Source organism: Nitrobacter vulgaris (assembly GCF_031453995.1).
Classification (GTDB): Bacteria; Pseudomonadota; Alphaproteobacteria; order Rhizobiales; family Xanthobacteraceae; genus Nitrobacter; species Nitrobacter vulgaris.
The window spans coordinates 118273-135577 of record NZ_JAVDPZ010000010.1 but is presented as its reverse complement, the minus strand read 5'-3'; the positions used below and the strand labels follow the sequence as shown (position 1 = coordinate 135577).

12 protein-coding genes and 1 tRNA gene are annotated in these 17305 nt (G+C 59.0%); 9 read left to right on the top strand and 4 right to left on the bottom strand.

Annotated features, from left to right (window positions below; translation table 11 throughout):
* Window positions 1-53: 53 nt before the first annotated feature.
* Window positions 54-1967 carry an ATP-binding protein gene (locus GGQ85_RS08810; RefSeq protein ID WP_309774168.1) on the bottom strand — a complete coding sequence of 638 codons (1914 nt, stop codon included), beginning with the start codon at window positions 1965-1967 and terminating at the stop codon, window positions 54-56.
* An 810-nt stretch (window positions 1968-2777) separates the two neighbouring features.
* Between GGQ85_RS08810 and GGQ85_RS20825 the strand changes: the two genes are divergently transcribed.
* From GGQ85_RS20825 to GGQ85_RS08795, 3 genes are read left to right on the top strand one after another with little or no spacing between them, the layout of a single operon-like run.
* Complete coding sequence (locus GGQ85_RS20825; protein WP_374708865.1) at window positions 2778-3038, top strand: DUF3489 domain-containing protein; 261 nt, start codon at window positions 2778-2780, stop codon at window positions 3036-3038.
* A 3-nt stretch (window positions 3039-3041) separates the two neighbouring features.
* Window positions 3042-3536 carry a DUF2924 domain-containing protein gene (locus GGQ85_RS08800; RefSeq protein ID WP_309774166.1) on the top strand — a complete coding sequence of 165 codons (495 nt, stop codon included), beginning with the start codon at window positions 3042-3044 and terminating at the stop codon, window positions 3534-3536.
* Complete coding sequence (locus GGQ85_RS08795; protein WP_309774165.1) at window positions 3533-5182, top strand: recombinase family protein; 1650 nt, start codon at window positions 3533-3535, stop codon at window positions 5180-5182. The genes GGQ85_RS08800 and GGQ85_RS08795 overlap by 4 nt, the downstream gene beginning before the upstream one ends.
* A gap of 313 nt (window positions 5183-5495) precedes the next feature.
* Here GGQ85_RS08795 and GGQ85_RS08790 read toward each other — a convergent pair.
* Window positions 5496-5570: transfer RNA gene (locus tag GGQ85_RS08790), tRNA-Val, on the bottom strand.
* Between the two features lie 75 nt (window positions 5571-5645).
* Window positions 5646-6008 carry a cell cycle two-component system response regulator CpdR gene (gene cpdR / locus GGQ85_RS08785; protein ID WP_274533938.1) on the bottom strand — a complete coding sequence of 121 codons (363 nt, stop codon included), beginning with the start codon at window positions 6006-6008 and terminating at the stop codon, window positions 5646-5648.
* 171 nt (window positions 6009-6179) lie between these two features.
* Between cpdR and GGQ85_RS08780 the strand changes: the two genes are divergently transcribed.
* The 3 genes from GGQ85_RS08780 to hisN all read left to right on the top strand — a co-directional run bounded on the left by GGQ85_RS08780 (window position 6180) and on the right by hisN (window position 8467).
* A complete protein-coding gene (locus GGQ85_RS08780) occupies window positions 6180-7064 on the top strand; it encodes an N-formylglutamate amidohydrolase (protein WP_079445924.1) in 885 nt (294 codons plus the stop codon).
* Window positions 7065-7113: 49 nt separating this feature from the next.
* Window positions 7114-7296, top strand: a complete 183-nt coding sequence (locus tag GGQ85_RS08775) for a hypothetical protein (protein ID WP_309774163.1) — start codon at window positions 7114-7116, stop codon at window positions 7294-7296.
* Between the two features lie 385 nt (window positions 7297-7681).
* Window positions 7682-8467, top strand: coding sequence for a histidinol-phosphatase (hisN, locus tag GGQ85_RS08770; protein ID WP_079445909.1), 786 nt, complete (start codon window positions 7682-7684; stop codon window positions 8465-8467).
* 28 nt (window positions 8468-8495) lie between these two features.
* On the opposite strand, the gene GGQ85_RS08765 is transcribed toward hisN, so the two are convergent.
* A complete protein-coding gene (locus GGQ85_RS08765) occupies window positions 8496-9440 on the bottom strand; it encodes an alpha/beta hydrolase (protein ID WP_309774162.1) in 945 nt (314 codons plus the stop codon).
* Between the two features lie 213 nt (window positions 9441-9653).
* Here GGQ85_RS08765 and GGQ85_RS08760 point away from each other — a divergent pair, with 213 nt between their 5' ends.
* From GGQ85_RS08760 to GGQ85_RS08750, 3 genes are all read left to right on the top strand, one after another.
* Complete coding sequence (locus GGQ85_RS08760; protein ID WP_079445907.1) at window positions 9654-10115, top strand: Hsp20 family protein; 462 nt, start codon at window positions 9654-9656, stop codon at window positions 10113-10115.
* A 621-nt stretch (window positions 10116-10736) separates the two neighbouring features.
* Window positions 10737-15485, top strand: a complete 4749-nt coding sequence (gene gltB, locus GGQ85_RS08755; protein ID WP_309774161.1) for a glutamate synthase large subunit — start codon at window positions 10737-10739, stop codon at window positions 15483-15485.
* A gap of 191 nt (window positions 15486-15676) precedes the next feature.
* Window positions 15677-17131: a glutamate synthase subunit beta gene (locus tag GGQ85_RS08750; protein ID WP_309774160.1), complete on the top strand. Its 1455-nt coding sequence runs from the start codon at window positions 15677-15679 to the stop codon at window positions 17129-17131.
* The last annotated feature ends 174 nt before the right edge of the window (window positions 17132-17305 follow it).

Sequence of the window (17305 nt, the reverse complement as noted above, 5' to 3'; positions counted from 1 at the left end):
GCCCTGATCACTTCGGGTGACGCCGGATAGATGTTTGCAACGGGCCAAGCAGATCAGATCAAAATCGACTTGCAACGGGAGAGTCGTCCATAGAGGTAATAGGTGCCTGACCCGACTTTCTGATGGAACGGCCCCAATGCCTTCATGACCGTCCGGAGCGAGGGCGTTACGTCGGCGATGACGTGGCAAACAAATGGAGTTGTTTCGGCAATTTGACGAAGCGGAGTGCCATCGTATTTGATGGCCTCGCCAGACTTCCTCATATCATCGACGTATTTTCTCACTTGAGTGATCGGATTTTTCTCAAGGGTGTAATCATCTCTTTTCGGGCGCTTGAACTCAATGATCGTGATCGGCTGCGACTGGTCGATATTCTGGAATCCAAGGCTAACGTCGAAAACCGAGATATCGGGGCGATCAACAGGGTTGGCGGGGTTGGCGATTTGGGCCTTCAGTTGTTTATCGGAATTGAAATATGAGAAGAAGGCGAGACGGTCGTCGACAATCCAGAGATTGTGATCTTCATAATCAAGTTCTTCTGACGTCGATCGCAGCGGGCACACGATGTCATGAACAACGTGTTCATAGTCCGAAAGTTTGGCCTGGATATCAGTGTATTTGAGGCTCTCCTCAAAGACTTCCAAGATCATTTTGCGCTTCATGACGTACTCGGCCAGCGAAGAGACCGATTCACTCTGAAGCCCGGCCACATATTCTTGAGCTTTGGCCGTGATGTCCGGCAATTTCTTCTTAACGGACGTCAGGAATGCCTTTTTGCGCCGTTTGTATTGCCGAAGCGATTGCCGTGAAAGTTCGACGAATACATCCTCTTCCTTCTGCATAGAGAGGTGCAGATTGTTGGCGAACTCCTTGCTGTCGCGTGCAACACTTAGAAATCGAGGATGTTCGACCCTCAATGATGCGACAACTTTCTCCTGCCGCTCGCGAATATCCGTGATCTCCGGCGCCAGGAACTCCCTAGCTTTCGCCTTGGCAGCGTTGACGATTATTTCGAGATCATCGTCAGAGAGCGAAAATTCAGTGCGGGTGTCATTGGCCGTGTCATTCAAAATCTCAGACTCAACGTAACTGAGATAGGCATATTTATCGTCGATTGCTCTCATGCCCAGAACCGCATCCAGCTCGTAGCGTTTAACCGCCCGGCCGTTAGCACCCAGATACAAGGCGTTCGTGCTGTTCTCGTCGTCTGAAATCGACTTGGGAAGAAGAAAGCAATGGCAGACAAACTCAAACTCTCCTGTCGAGAGTGTCAGCACAAATCTGAAATCTTGATCGCGTTCAGTAACCGATGTGAATTGATCGAACAGATCGATGCTTTTGGCGCCGTCGATAATCTCGATCTTTGGCTGACTGATATTCACGAAATAGCTGATGAAATGGGCAAGCACGCGGCTAGCGATCGTTGCGACCTTTCGCGGGATCGGTCTCGCGTAGGTGTCCTTATAGGGAAACAGTTCGATGGTCGTTCCGATATGTTCGACCGCCGCGCCATCGGAGTACTCAATATTCCGAATAGGGTCGTCGAGGCAGAAGTCGAAGACCACACGGCTTACGCCCTGTGCGTCAGAGAAGAGGCTTTCAATTCGAACAGAGTCGACGACTTTCAACCATAAAAGCCGCCCGACGCCTTTGCCGCCTATGGACGCCTTCTTTTGAGAGTCCATTTTGACAAACGAATCGAGGTTTTGCTGATTGAATCCGATTCCGTTGTCGCTGACTGTGAAGCCTGTACAGTCCCCATCCTCAGTCCGGATGACTGTAACACGAACATTCCCCGACGAAATCTGGTCGCGACCGAAACGCTCCTCGATCGCCTGAATCGAATTCATGATCGCTTCGAAAAGCGGAAACAGGGAGTTCTTCTGGTTGGGAGCCAGAGATATGTTGGCGATTCTTCCAGCCGGATCGTTCCGCCAGTTGTTACTGGTCCCAACAATTGCATCCATAAGTTACAGCCCCCGCGAAGGACACGGAGTATATCGCGTGATCACACTGGGGCAATGCGGGTTAGCCGAAGACACAATGCTAATGCGAGATCCGAGGGCAGCGGCTTGCTCTTCTTGGCGTTCGCCGTCGATACGAAAACCGGGGCGATTCGCTAGCAGGGGGCAAACAATGTCTTGAGAACAGCATCCCGCCGCCTCCAAACAAGGGCGGTAAAGACCTGCCACAAGCTTTTCGGCCAAAGTCATAAGATGCGAAATCTCAGGATCGTTCGGATAGGCACGGACGGCTTCAAACATTTGAGGATACTCGAAGACCTTGCCGGCGTAGTAAGCGTCGGCGCGCTTGATCTCCTCCCGCTCCAGAGCCGATAGGGTAACCAATTCGTGGAGATCATGCATGGCGCGCCCGAAGAGATTCGAACTCCTGACCCCCAGATTCGTAGTCTGATGCTGGCCCGAGAAGTTTCACACCCGGCCCCGATCCGAAAAACGAGCAACAAGATTGCTAAGAAACGACTGGCTTTGCTGTGGCAACGGAGCGTTACTACGGCTGTTATAGCGAGCGAATAGGCTCGTCAGGATCCTGCCCCGCCGGCCTTTGGCCGTTGCGGGGCCGCGGCGGTGGGGCGCGATGGATGCCCCGCAATGTCGGAGACCCCCATGACGAAGGCCAAAGCAAAGCAGCCAGCCGCGACCAGACAACCTGCCTCAAAATTAGCCGCGACCCGATCCGTTAAAGCCAAACGAGTTGGCACTAAGATAAAGAGGCCGGCGGCATCGAAGGCATCGCCGACTGCTGGCTCATCCGCCTTGCCAACCAAAGCATCGGGCGCTCGCACTGATTCCAAGCAAGCTCGAGTGCTCGCTCTGCTGCGATCGCCAGGCGGTTGCACGATCGACGCCATCGCTAAGGCGACGGGTTGGCAGCCGCATTCGGTGCGCGGCTTCTTTGCCGCTGTCGTTCGCAAGAAACTCAAGCTCGATCTTGAGTCCGAGCGTGTTGATAAGGTACGGAGCTATCGCATCAAACCGGCAGCGGATGAGGTCGGCAAATCGGCTACCGCCACCTGATCGATGGCACCGCGCAGACAATCACGCCGCACCATGGATGCGGCCACTCTTGAAATCGAGATCGCAGATCTCCGTGATCTCGATCTTAAGAGCCTTCGCCTGAGGTGGCGGGGTATAACGGGTCGCTCAGCACCGATACACCTACAGAGGCATCTGCTGTTCGCCATGCTCGCCTATCGCATTCAGGCCGATGCCTTCGGCGACCTCGATGCGGGGATGACACAGATCTTGAAGGCTGCCGTAGGATCAGAGGCATCGGCTGCAATCACCAGACTGACCGACAAGGTCGATCAGCGCAACCAGGAGCTCACGCCGGGCGCCATCTTGACCCGCACATGGAATGGACGGGATCATCGGGTCATGGTGCTCGCCGATGGCTTTGGGTTTGAAGGCAAGACCTATGGCAGCCTGTCCGAAGTCGCCCTTGCAATCACCGGGACCAGATGGAACGGGCCGAGGTTCTTTGGCCTGCGAGCTGCAACTGCGAGGCCGCAATGACGCCTGGTAAATCGGTGTCTGGCAAATCCGTCCGGTGTGCGATCTATACCCGGGTCTCGACCGATGCCGGGCTCGATCAGGAATTCAACTCGCTCGATGCTCAATACGATGCATCCGAGGCCTATATCCGTAGTCAGACGCATGCGGGCTGGACGCTGATTAAGACGCGCTATGACGATGGCGGGTTCTCGGGCGGATCGACCGACCGCCCTGCCCTGCAAAAGTTGCTTGATGATGTCCGGACCCGCAAAATCAATGTCATCGTCGTCTATAAGGTGGACCGCCTGACACGGTCTCTGGCCGACTTCGCCAAGCTGGTTGAGCTGTTCGATGCTCATAACGTGTCATTTGTCTCGGTAACCCAGCAGTTCAACACCACGACATCGATGGGCCGTTTGACCCTAAATGTTCTTCTGTCCTTCGCCCAATTCGAGCGCGAGGTCACAGCCGAGCGCATCCGCGACAAGATCGCCGCCTCCAAGCGCAAGGGCCTCTGGGTTGGAGGCATGGTGCCGCTCGGTTACGCGCTGAGCGACGGCAAGCTTTCCATCCATCAGCACGAGGCAAAAACCGTTCGGCTCATATTCGAGCGCTACCTTGAACTCGGAAGCGTCAATCGCCTGGTCGCCGATCTCAAGAGCAAGGGACTGACCTCCAAGGTCCGCAAGCTCTCGACCGGTGCCGTCAGGGGCGGCGTTCCCTTTACCCAGGGGCCGCTGTTCTACATGCTGCGCAACCGGTTCTATATCGGCGAGGTGACATTCAAGGGCGAGGTCCTGCCCGGACCACAACCGCCTTTGCTTGAGCGATCCCTGTTCGAGGCCGTCCAGGCCAAGCTGACCGAACAATGGTCCCATCGGACCAGAGCCAGGCAAAAATCCAAAGCGCTTCTCACCGGATTGCTGTTTGATGATGCAGGCAACCGCATGATCCCGACCCACGCGACCAAGAATCGGGTGCGCTACCGCTATTATATCTCCCGGCCGCTGCAGCGCGGCCACTCAGATGATCCAGTGGGGTCCATCTCCCGCGTCTCCGCCGATCAGATCGAGGCGCTGGTCACCAATACGGTGCGTGACAGGCTGACAAAGTCCGGTGAACAACGGTCAGAATCGCTCGGGGAGCAACATGCCATTGCTGCCCATATTGCTAGGATTGAGGTTCGCACCAAACATCTGGCCGTGACCATGAAGGCGATTGAACCGCCCAATCATGATCATCTCGAACTGGCTCGAAACGACGATGCCGGCGCCACGCTTGATCAAGGCGAGACCATCCTGATTCCCTGGACCAAGCCGCCGATGCGCAAATTCCGAGACGTGATCCAGCCCGCATCCGCACCATCCCGGCGTACACGACCGATCCGCGCCGAGCGTCGCGCAGGCCTAATCCGCGCCATTGCCCGCGGTCGGCAATGGCTGGACGAGATCGTCTGCGGACGATTGACGATCGAAGAACTCGCGGTCCGGCAGAAATGCAGCGTCCGGCAAATCCATCTGACCCTGTCGATGGCGTTCCTCGCGCCGCCACTGGTCAAGGCCGCCATCGAAGGTCGCCTGCCTCGTGGCATCGGCATCGCTGAGCTCCGCGATGCGCCGCCCGAATGGTCGAAGCAATACTTTAACCTTGGACTGCCACCGCTCTGAAAACACGCAACGAAGCGATGTAAGCGCCAAAAGAACAACGCTCGTCACCGCAAGACACCCATCTGTGCGTAACGATCACTCGACCGGCATCTCGGGGCGTCACATGCCAGGATACGCGACGTCCACCAGCAGGCGGTTCTACGGGCTGAATGGACCCCTGCCCGGAACGGGAATTTTTGGACCAGAGACAGGGGCCGAAAAACGGACACATCCACGAACGGAGACAGCCTCCCACAAAACCAGGGTCAGAAAACCCCGCCAACGGCGGGCCTTTCCTATCAGTCTCCATAGAATGACAAAACAGCAGACTGGGTGGTGGGCGCGACAGGGATCGAACCTGTGACCCCTACCATGTCAAGGTAGTGCTCTCCCGCTGAGCTACGCGCCCGGAAACTTCCGAAAGGGGTCGCCGGTCCTATATCGGCTCCCGCGCGGACAGGCAAGGATCAGCGGACATAATGAATCAAGCCGCCAGCATCTTGTTCACTTCGCTGACCAATTCACGCAGATGCACAGGTTTGGACAACACCTTGGCGTTCTTCGGCGCCTCGGAATCGGAATTCAGCGCGACGGCCGCAAAGCCAGTAATGAACATGATCTTGATGTCGGGATCGAGTTCCGAAGCGCGGCGCGCCAGCTCGATGCCGTCCATTTCCGGCATTACGATATCGGTGAGAAGCATTTCAAATGGCTCTTCACGCAGCCTCTGATATGCTGAAAGGCCGTTGTCATAGGACGATACCTTGAAACCGGCATTCTCCAGCGCCTTGACCAGAAACCGGCGCATGTCGTTGTCGTCTTCGGCAAGGAGGATTTTGTGCATGATGGAGGTCATTGGAGCCCGGCTGGAGGAGCAGTCACTATAAGCCAAATCTGGTAAATTTGGAGTGAAAACGAACTTTGGCTTGGCAGAAGGGTCGTGATTATCGACAATGCAAATTCAGGAACGCCTGTCCAGACAAGTTCGACAGGCGGCTGCGCGAGGACGACGCTGGCGATGAACGAGTTTGACGGTGACCAACCGCCTTTCGAAATCGCTGAGCCGGCGATATGGCGATCCCCCATCATCTTTAACTCTCCTCATTCCGGTTCGGTCTATCCGGAGCAATTCCTGTCCGCTTCGCGGATCGATCTCGCCGGCCTGCGCCGGTCAGAAGATTCATTCATGGATGAATTGATCGGCGGCTTGACCGATGCCGGTTTTCCAGTGGTTCGGGTCAATTTCCCCCGCTCCTACGTGGACGTAAACCGCGAACCTTACGAGCTCGATCCTCGAATGTTCACCGGGCGGCTGCCGAGCTTCGCCAACACGCGATCGATGCGGGTCGCGGGTGGTCTCGGCACTATCCCGCGCGTGGTCGGCGACGGCGAGGAAATCTATCGCGAGCGTCTTGGCGTGGATGATGCGCTCGGCCGGATCGAACTGCTCTACAAACCCTATCATCGCGCGCTGCGGCGGCTAATCCACAAGGCCCATCAGACATTCGGAACGGTCATCCTTGTGGATTGCCACTCGATGCCATCGACCGGAATCTCGCTTGATGAACCGAAGCGACCGGACATCGTGATCGGTGATCGCTATGAGACCAGTTGTGCGCCGCAGCTTCCCAATGTCATCGATGACGTGATGAGAGGCCTCGGCTACTCGCTCGCCCGCAACAAGCCCTATGCGGGCGGATTTATCACCGAACATTACGGAAATCCGGCCAGCGGACTGCACGCGGTTCAGCTCGAACTCAACCGAGCGGTCTATATGGACGAACGGCGGCGTGAGCGCGGACCCCGCTTCCGTCAGGTTGCAACGGATTTCCTGACGCTCGCCGATGCCCTGGCCGCCATCCCGCTCGACGATCTCGGCTCCTTCCGGTCCGCCGCAGAGTAGATTCCCGGCGTTCAATCAATATTCGGAAGTGCCGCAAGGAAAGATTGCCTTGGCGACCCGGGACCAACAGCAGTCCATAGCTGCAAATGTTTCTGAAGTTCAGATCGACGAGAACGGCGAGAGTCTGGATGGTCTTTTGCAGAGCCGCCGCAAAGAAGCAAAGAAAAAGGGCCGCTCGTCGAACAAGCGACCCAAGTCTAGGGAGGAAACGCCCAAGGAGGGCAAGCGATAGCGCGACGGCTACCGCACCGCAACAATATGTAACCGCGCTGCACAAAATGCAAGAGATTTCGGGCGATTTCCTTTCAAATAGCTCTAGTTTCATCATCCATGTGGTCTTCTCCGGCTCATTGAGTCTCGACTCAAACTGTTATTTATTAAGTAATTTCAATATTTTAATTTGATTTCGGGCACGATCCTCACCGATCAACCCAGAGCGTTCAAGGCGGCAACATCCGATCCACGATCAATGCAGTCCCGGCCCCCGCAGCGATAATGCGAGAGCGGGAAAACTGTGCCGCGATGGAATGGCAGACGATGCGATATCCGATCCGGACATGTATAGGAGGCGGCTTAGCTAGGGGTCGCAGCTCGAACATTGCCCGGTGAGGTATAGCGTGACGGTGATTGACTTTACCGCCTTTATTGACCGTCTCGCGACGGCCTCGGGCGAAACCATCCTGCCATTTTTCAGAACGACTCTTCTCGGCGTCGAAAACAAGAGCGCCAGTCGCGATTTCGATCCGGTAACGGAGGCCGATCGGGCGGCCGAAGCCGTCATGCGCCGGATGATCCAGGCGAACTTTCCGGAGCACGGCGTCGTCGGCGAGGAATTCGGCAATCAAAACGAAGACGCCGAATATGTCTGGATGCTGGATCCCATCGACGGCACAAAATCCTTTATCGCAGGTTTTCCGATCTGGGGCACGCTGATCGCACTGCTTCATCGTGGAATGCCCGTGTTCGGCATGATGCATCAACCCTACATCGGTGAGCGGTTCAGCGGCGACAACCGCTCCTCTCGCTATCGAGGACCGTCGGACGGGCGCAAACTTGCGGTGCGGCGATGCCCGTCACTTCAAGAGGCAACTTCGTTCACGACAAGTCCCCTCCTGATGAATCCCGACGATCGCGCAGCATTCAGCAAAGTCGAAGCCGAGGTGCGGCTGACCCGCTACGGCGGCGACTGCTATTCCTACTGCATGCTGGCCGCGGGCCATCTCGATCTCGTCATTGAGACGGAACTGAAACCTTATGACATCGCGGCGTTGATACCGATCATTACCGGGGCTGGCGGGGTCATCACAACATGGGAAGGAAAGCCGGCACAGGGCGGCGGTCGTGTCGTCGCCGCTGGCGACCGCCGCGTCCACGAGGCCGCGCTGAAGTTGCTGAATTGCTAGAGTTTGATTCACGCAGTTGAATCGGACACTAGAACAGCGGCGTGCCAGGCACGAAGGCGTCGAAGGCGGCCCAGAACTGGGCACGGTAGCGACCCTGTTCCTGCAGGATTTCATGCTTCGATCCGGCGATGACGAGGTGCAACCCGCTGCGTAGATGGTAGGCAAACTCCTCGATAGCCGGAGTGGAGACGATGGCGTCGTTGCCGGCCGCGATCAACAGCAACGGCTGACGGATCTGTGACGGGTAACTTGCGGCGCGAAAATCGTGCATCGTCTGGAAGGCTGTGTCGGCCCACGCCACTGTCGGAGAAGCAATTCCCAGCGTGGGGTCCTCCTCAAGAATTGCGACATTGCGGGCGAACCGCACGGGATCGCTGGTCAAGGGATTGCCGACGAAACTGGCAACGCCGGTGAGTTGGTCGCTTCCGCCGGGAACGTAGCGGCCGCCCTGCCCGAATAGTCGCATCGCACGCAACAGCGCGCGCGCTGGGAGCGAATTGCGATGTCCCGGCAGGTCAATCATCGGCGCCGACAGCACGATGCGGTCGAACCAGCGCTTGCCGGCGCGCGCCACCCGCAGCAGCACTGCGCCCCCCATCGAATGCCCCAGTGCAAAGTATGGCGGCGGACAATCCGGCAGCACCACCTGTTTTACGAAGGCACGAACGTCGATTTCGTAGTCGGAGAAACGGCGCACGTATCCCTTGCGCGGATCGAGCAACTGCCGCGACGAATGCCCCTGCCCGCGCCAGTCGATCATCGCCACCGCGAATCCCCGGTCGCGCAGGTCGCGTACGGTCTCGAAGTATTTTTCGATCTGCTCGCCGCGTCCGGCAAATACGCAGACGGTCCCCTTACGCCCTTGCGTCGGCGGCCAGCGCGCGAAGCGCAACTCGACCCCGTCAGAGGTTCTCACGGTGCCGCTAACGCAATTCTCCGGAACCGGATTTGCGGGGATTGAAACAAGCCTCATGACCGAACCGGCTGGAGAAGAAGCCCGAAAGAGCGGGACAGCTGGAAGCAGGCGTATTCCCCGCCTCTTGAACGTGCCTGAATTCCCTCCCATATCACTTTCGTGCAGGCCGCTACCAGTGGTCCGAAACAGATCATCAGGCTGCACACAGACGAAAGCCCGGCCCGATTGGCGGGCGGGTTCTTATGATGTCGCTCAATGGAGGACTGAACCATGCGTACTTTCGATCTCGCCCCGTTTTACCGTTCCACTGTCGGATTTGACCGGCTCTTCAATCTGCTCGATCAGGTCAATGGCGACGCGCCAGGCTATCCGCCTTACAACATCGAGCGTACCGGCGAGAATGCGTACCGTATCAGCGTCGCTGTCTCCGGCTTTGCCCCGAACGAGCTCTCCATCGTCGCGAAGGAAAACACGCTGACGATCAAAGGCGAGAAGGTCGCCAATGAGAATGGCAAGGAAAAATCCGAGGTGCTGTATCGCGGCATCGCGGCCCGCGCCTTCGAACGCGCATTCCAGCTGGCCGATTACGTTCAGGTGAAGAACGCCTCGCTGGAGAACGGGTTGCTGCATGTCGATCTCGTTCGCGAGATTCCGGAGGCCAAGAAGCCCCGCAGCATTCCGATCTCGACCAGCACGCCCGCCGCACCGGCGGTCGAAAAGGCGGCAGCCTGATCTGATCGTTTCGACCCTCGGGTCATTAGAAACCGCAGCGCCCCGGCAAGACCGGGGCGTTTTTTGCGCGGCCCCGGCATTTTGCCGATGGTGGATAACCCGTTTTGGTCATCCGCGCCTGGTCGGGCAGTCGAATTCGGACGTTGCCGGCACCTGGGCCTGAACGTCAATGGCCGCTCCGGCGCAACTTCACCGCGGAGCGATCTCGGCACCGAATCGGGCAGTCCTTGAGACCAGGGCGTGTTTGCTGCAAATTCGGGGCGCCGTGCCGCACATCCGCCACGCAATCAGGGACTTTCAGACGCTTGTGTGTTAGAGAAAAATTTGGCAATGTCACAGTTAGGACAGCAACACTGTCTTAATTCTCGACTGTCGGCGTTTCGACGATCGGCTTGGCAGAGCTCTTGCCGCGAAATGCGGTCCTCCGAAGCGGTCGGGCATGACGAGCCATAGTCTGCCGGGGATTTGAGCGCCCTGGTTTGAACTCTAAAACTTCGGCTCTCGGCGTATGGGTGGTGCTCCAAAGTTGTCGATCGGTGCCACGACCGTCGACGGGGCGCCAAGACGCAGATGACGTTTCGGAATGGAAAATCCCGGCCGGGAAAGGGTACTGGAGTTAAGATGAGCGCGCCATCGTTCGAGCGGGAGAACACCGGACTGGAACCATTGACAGCGGCTTCGGTTACGAAACCGCTTGAACCTGCGCATCAGCAGGCGGTCTATGAACATACTTGGCGGCCGCCGGCAGAAGGCTTCTACGACCTCGCCCTGGAAAAGGATTCCTGCGGCGTCGGTTTCATCGCCAACATCAAAGGCAGGAAGTCGCACCAGATCGTTTCCGACGCGATCAGCATTCTTTGCAACCTCGAACATCGCGGCGCAGTCGGCGCCGATCCGCGCGCCGGAGACGGAGCGGGCATACTCGTACAGATTCCGCACGTCTTTTTTGCACGAAAGGCAACGGAACTTGGTTTCACGCTGCCAAGGGCCGGAGAATACGCCGTCGGCGCGCTGTTCATGCCGCGCGAAGCCGCCTGGCGCGAGATCATCCGGAGCATCATCGCCGATCAGATCAAGGCCGAAGGCCTGACCCTGCTCGGCTGGCGCGAGGTGCCCACCGACAACTCCTCGCTCGGTGACACCGTGAAGCCGACCGAACCTGCCAACATGCAGGTGTTCATTGGCCGCAACGGCACCGCCGCGACCGAGGACGAGTTCGAACGACGGCTCTACATCCTACGTAAGTCAATCTCGCAGGCGATCTTCGAACGCCGCGAGCGCGGTCTCGCCGGCTATTATCCGGTGTCGATGTCGTGCCGCACCGTGATCTACAAGGGAATGTTTCTCGCCGACCAGCTCGGCAGCTACTATCCCGACCTGCACGAGCCGGATTTCGAATCAGCATTGGCGCTTGTACATCAGCGCTTCTCCACCAACACCTTTCCCACCTGGTCGTTGGCCCATCCCTATCGCATGGTCGCGCACAACGGCGAGATCAACACGTTGCGCGGTAACGTCAACTGGATGGCGGCGCGGCAGGCGTCGGTACATTCCGATTTGTACGGCAAGGACATCAGCCGGCTGTGGCCGATCTCCTACGAAGGCCAGTCCGACACGGCTTGTTTCGACAATAGCCTCGAATTCCTGGTGCAGGGCGGCTATTCGCTCGTGCACGCGGTCATGATGATGATCCCCGAGGCGTGGGCGGGCAATCCCCTGATGGATGAAGAGCGACGCGCCTTCTATGAATATCATGCGGCACTGATGGAGCCGTGGGACGGTCCGGCGGCGATCGCCTTCACCGACGGCCGCCAGATCGGCGCGACGCTCGACCGCAATGGCCTGCGTCCGGCGCGCTATCTGGTCACCAGCGATGACCGCATCGTGATGGCGTCCGAGATGGGCGTGCTCAAGATTCCGGAAGATCAAATCATCACCAAGTGGCGGCTACAGCCGGGCAAAATGCTGCTGGTAGACCTCGAGCAGGGACGCCTTATTCCTGACGATGAGATCAAGGCCACATTGGCGAACAGCCATCCATACAGGGCGTGGCTTGGCCGCACCCAAATACAGGTCGAGAACCTGCCGGACGCGCCAGCAAAAACCGCCCGTTCGAACCTGCCATTGCTGGATCGTCAGCAGGCATTCGGCTATTCGCAGGAAGATATCAACATCCTTTTGACGCCGATGGCGTCCATCGGCGAGGAAGCGTCGGGCTCGATGGGCAACGACACGCCGATCTCGGCGCTGTCCGACCGTCCCAAGCAGCTTTTTACCTACTTCAAGCAGAACTTTGCACAGGTCACCAACCCTCCGATCGACCCCATTCGCGAGGAACTGGTGATGAGTCTCGTCTCAATCATCGGACCGCGGCCGAACCTGTTCGATATCGAAGGTCTCGCCTCGACCAAACGGCTCGAGGTGCGGCAGCCGATCCTCACTGACGCCGACCTTGAGAAGATCCGCTCGATCTCCGATGTCGCGGAGTCGCACTTCGTCTCGCGCACCCTCGATATCACGTTCCACGCCAGCGTTGGCGCCGACGGCCTGGAGCAGGTGCTGGACGCACTTTGCGCGTGCGCAGAAGCCGCAGTCCGCGAAGGCGTCAACATCATCATCCTGTCCGACCGTCTGATTGGCATCGACCGGATTCCGATTCCCTCGCTGCTCGCCTGCGCCGCCGTGCATCATCATCTGATCCGCGTCGGCTTGCGCACCTCGGTCGGCCTCGTCATCGAATCCGGCGAACCGCGCGAAGTTCACCACTTCGCCTGTCTCGCCGGTTACGGCGCGGAGGCGATCAACCCCTATTTGGCGTTCGAGACCATCATAGCGATGAGGGAACGCCTGCCAGGCAGCCTTGACGACAAGGAAATCGTCAAGCGTTACATCAAGTCCATCGGCAAGGGCATGCTCAAGGTGATGTCAAAGATGGGCATCTCGACCTATCAATCCTATTGCGGCGCGCAGATCTTCGACGCCGTGGGGTTGAAGGCCGAATTCATCGCAAAGTATTTCGCCGGCACGCACAGCCGCATCGAAGGCGTAGGCCTCAGCGAAATCGCGGAAGAAACCGTGCGACGTCATGCCGATGCGTTCGGTGACGTGCAAATCTATAAGACCGCACTCGATGTCGGTGGCGAATACGCCTACCGCACCCGGGGCGAGGATCACGCATGGACTGCCGAGTCGGTATCCAACCTGCAGCACGCGGTGCGCGGCAATTCGCAGGAGCGCTATCGCGCGTTCGCAAAGACACTCAATGAACAGTCCGAACGCCTGCTGACGCTGCGCGGCCTGTTCCGGTTCAAAACCGCGGAAGACGACCAGCGCAAACCCGTCGCCCTCGACGAGGTCGAGCCGGCAAAGGAAATCGTCAAGCGCTTTGCGACCGGCGCCATGAGCTTCGGCTCGATCTCGCGTGAAGCTCATACCACGCTCGCGATCGCGATGAACCGGATCGGCGGCAGGTCGAATACTGGCGAAGGAGGCGAGGAAGCCGACCGCTTCAAGCCGATGCCAAACGGCGACTCGATGCGCTCGGCGATCAAGCAGGTCGCCTCGGGGCGCTTCGGCGTCACCACGGAGTATCTGGTCAACTCGGATATGATGCAGATCAAGATGGCGCAGGGCGCAAAGCCCGGCGAAGGCGGACAGTTGCCCGGCCACAAGGTCAACGCAACCATCGCGCGCGTGCGCCATTCAACGCCGGGCGTCGGCCTGATCTCGCCGCCGCCGCATCACGACATCTATTCGATCGAGGACCTCGCACAGCTCATCTACGACCTGAAGAACGTCAATCCGGACAGTCTGGTTTCGGTGAAGCTCGTCTCCGAGATCGGCGTCGGCACGGTCGCCGCCGGCGTTGCCAAGGCCCGCGCCGATCATGTCACCATCGCCGGCTTCGAGGGCGGCACCGGCGCCTCGCCGCTAACTTCGATCAAGCACGCCGGTTCGCCGTGGGAGATCGGGCTTGCCGAAACCCACCAGACACTGGTGCGGGAGAAGCTGCGCTCGCGCGTCGCCGTACAGGTCGACGGCGGCTTCCGCACCGGCCGCGACGTCGTGATCGGCGCGCTGCTCGGGGCCGACGAATTCGGTTTCGCCACCGCGCCACTGATCGCCGCCGGCTGCATCATGATGCGTAAGTGTCATCTCAACACCTGTCCGGTCGGCGTCGCGACTCAGGATCCGGTACTGCGCAAGCGCTTCACCGGCCAGCCCGAGCACGTCATCAACTTCTTCTTCTTTGTCGCCGAGGAGGTGCGCGAGATCATGGCCGAGCTCGGCTATCGCACCTTCAACGAAATGATCGGCCAGGTGCAAATGCTCGACCAGAGCGCGCTGGTGACACACTGGAAAGCCAAGGGGCTCGACTTCTCGAAGCTGTTTTACCGGCAGAAGGAAGCGCCGGGTCAAAAGGTCTATCACGCCGAGGAGCAGAACCATCATCTCGACAAGGTGCTGGACCGCAAGCTGATCGCGCAGGCGAAGCCGGCGCTTGACCGTGGCGCACCAGTGACGATCGAGACCACGATCAACAACACCGACCGTTCAGCCGGCGCGATGCTGTCGGGCACTGTCGCGAAGATTTACGGCCATGCCGGCCTGCCACTCGACACCATCCAGGTCCACCTCAAGGGCACCGCGGGACAGGCGTTCGGAGCGTGGCTCGGGCGCGGAATCACCTTCGACCTCGAGGGCGAAGGCAACGACTATGTCGGCAAGGGCCTTTCCGGCGGACGAATCATCGTGCGGCCGCCTGCAAACTCCGGCATCGTCCCGGAAGAGTCGATCATCGTCGGCAACACCGTGATGTACGGCGCGATCGAGGGCGAGTGCTACTTCCGAGGCGTCGCCGGCGAGCGCTTCGCCGTGCGCAACTCCGGCGCGGTCGCGGTCGTCGAGGGCGCCGGCGATCATTGCTGCGAATACATGACCGGCGGCATCGTCGTCGTGCTGGGCAAGACCGGACGCAACTTCGCGGCCGGCATGTCCGGCGGCGTCGCCTACGTGCTCGACGAGGCGGGCGATTTCCCGAAGCTCTGCAATCTCGCGATGGTCGATCTCGAGCCGGTGCTGTCGGAAGAGATGATCAATGCCGGCACCTATCATCACAGCGGCGACCTCGAGGCGCACGGACGCGTCGATGTGTTCCAGAATCTGCTGAGCTCCGATGTCGAGCGGCTGCACGTTCTGATCATGCGCCACGCCAAGCTCACCGGCTCGAAACGCGCCGAAGATATTCTCGCGAACTGGAAGGCCTACTTGCCGAAATTCCGCAAGGTCATGCCGGTGGAATACCGCCGCGCGCTGAAGGAAATGAAGACCGACGCCGACGCCGAACCGAAGATCGCGATCGGGGCGTAGGTTGAATGGCGTGGCAAAAGCAACTCGCGACCGTACATCGGCTGCTGTCGTTAACAGTTGCGCTGGCAGTGCCTCTCGCAGCTTATCTCGTCAACGGTACGCTGGAGCCATGGATGTTGGTTCTGGGTGCAGTGATCGGGTTTAGTTACAGGTACTTCTTTCCCTTTTTTCTACCGTGAGTGTGAACAGCCGTGGGTAAAATTACAGGTTTTCTCGAGATTGACCGCAACGACCGCAAATATGCGCCGGTCAGCGAGCGTGTGAAGAACTTCAAGGAGTTCGTGATCCCGCTATCCGAGAAAGAGACGCGCGACCAGGCTGCGCGCTGCATGAACTGCGGCATCCCCTATTGTCACGGCACCGGCTCGGTCGCGCCGGGCACATCCGGCTGCCCGGTCAACAACCAGATCCCCGACTTCAACGACCTCGTCTATCAGGGCAATTGGGAGGAAGCCTCGCGAACGCTTCACTCCACCAATAACTTTCCGGAGTTCACGGGTCGCATTTGTCCGGCACCGTGCGAAGCCTCCTGCACGCTAAACATCGACGACAATCCCGTCACCATCAAGACGATCGAATGCGCCATCGTCGACCGCGCCTGGGACAATGGCTGGCTGAAGCCGGAGGTCACGGCGCAAATGACCGGCAAGAAAGTCGCCGTGGTCGGCTCCGGCCCGGCCGGCCTTGCTTGCGCGCAGCAGCTCGCGCGCGCCGGCCACGAAGTGCATGTCTACGAGAAGAACGCAAAGGCCGGCGGGCTGCTGCGCTACGGCATTCCCGACTTCAAGATGGAAAAACACATCATTGATCGCCGCCTGGCGCAGATGCAGGCCGAGGGCGTGATCTTCCACTACGGCAAGCCGGTCGGCGGCAGCGCGGCCGACGCGATCGATCCGGCGCAGCTCGTCGGAGATTATGACGCGGTGGCTTTGACTGGCGGCGCGGAAGCGCCACGCGATCTGCCGATCCCCGGCCGCGATCTCGACGGCATTCACTTCGCGATGGATTTCCTGCCGCAGCAGAATCGTCGCAATGGCAACGAAAAGTTCGAAGCGCCGGACATCTTCGCGACCGGAAAGAACGTGGTGGTGATTGGCGGCGGCGACACCGGCTCGGACTGCATTGGCACCTCGTTCCGGCAGGGCGCTAAATCGGTGACTCAGCTCGAAATCATGCCGGCGCCGCCGGAGCATGAGAACAAGGCGCTGACCTGGCCCAACTGGCCCTTGAAGATGCGCACATCGTCGAGTCAGGCCGAGGGCGCCAAGCGCGACTACGCGGTCCTGACTCAGAAATTTTCCGGCATCGACGGCAAGGTGACCAAGCTGCACTGCGCACATGTCGACAGCAAGTTTCAGCCGATCGCAGGCAGTGACTTCGCGCTGGAAGCCGATCTCGTGCTGCTGGCGATGGGCTTTGTGCATCCGGTGCACGAGGGTCTGCTCAAGACGCTCGGCCTCGACCTCGACCAGCGTGGCAACGTCTGCGCCAATACGCAGGACTTTCAAACCTCGCTACCAAAAGTGTTCTCGGCCGGCGACATGCGCCGCGGCCAATCGCTGGTCGTATGGGCGATCCGCGAGGGGCGCCTGTGTGCTCGCGCCATCGACCAGATGCTTATGGGATCTACCACGCTGCCACGATGAGCCGCGCGGCTTGTTATTCGGCGGCATCATTTCTGGTCGTTATCAAGGCCGCCCCGGCAACCGATCTCATCTTGGAATTGGCCAATTTGTAGGCATGCATCGCCAATCATCCACACGCCGAACGTAAACCGTGCACAGTGACAATCTGTGAATTGATCGCCGTCCTCCGCACGT

Excerpts from the sequence above, each read along its gene's own strand:
- GGQ85_RS08780 (WP_079445924.1), top strand. The coding sequence starts at position 6,180 with ATGAACGAGTTTGACGGTGACCAACCGCCTTTCGAAATCGCTGAGCCG.
- GGQ85_RS08800 (WP_309774166.1), top strand. The coding sequence starts at position 3,042 with ATGGCACCGCGCAGACAATCACGCCGCACCATGGATGCGGCCACTCTT.
- GGQ85_RS08810 (WP_309774168.1), bottom strand. The coding sequence starts at position 1,967 with ATGGATGCAATTGTTGGGACCAGTAACAACTGGCGGAACGATCCGGCT.
- GGQ85_RS08795 (WP_309774165.1), top strand. The coding sequence starts at position 3,533 with ATGACGCCTGGTAAATCGGTGTCTGGCAAATCCGTCCGGTGTGCGATC.
- GGQ85_RS08765 (WP_309774162.1), bottom strand. The coding sequence starts at position 9,440 with ATGAGGCTTGTTTCAATCCCCGCAAATCCGGTTCCGGAGAATTGCGTT.
- GGQ85_RS08760 (WP_079445907.1), top strand. The coding sequence starts at position 9,654 with ATGCGTACTTTCGATCTCGCCCCGTTTTACCGTTCCACTGTCGGATTT.
- gltB (WP_309774161.1), top strand. The coding sequence starts at position 10,737 with ATGAGCGCGCCATCGTTCGAGCGGGAGAACACCGGACTGGAACCATTG.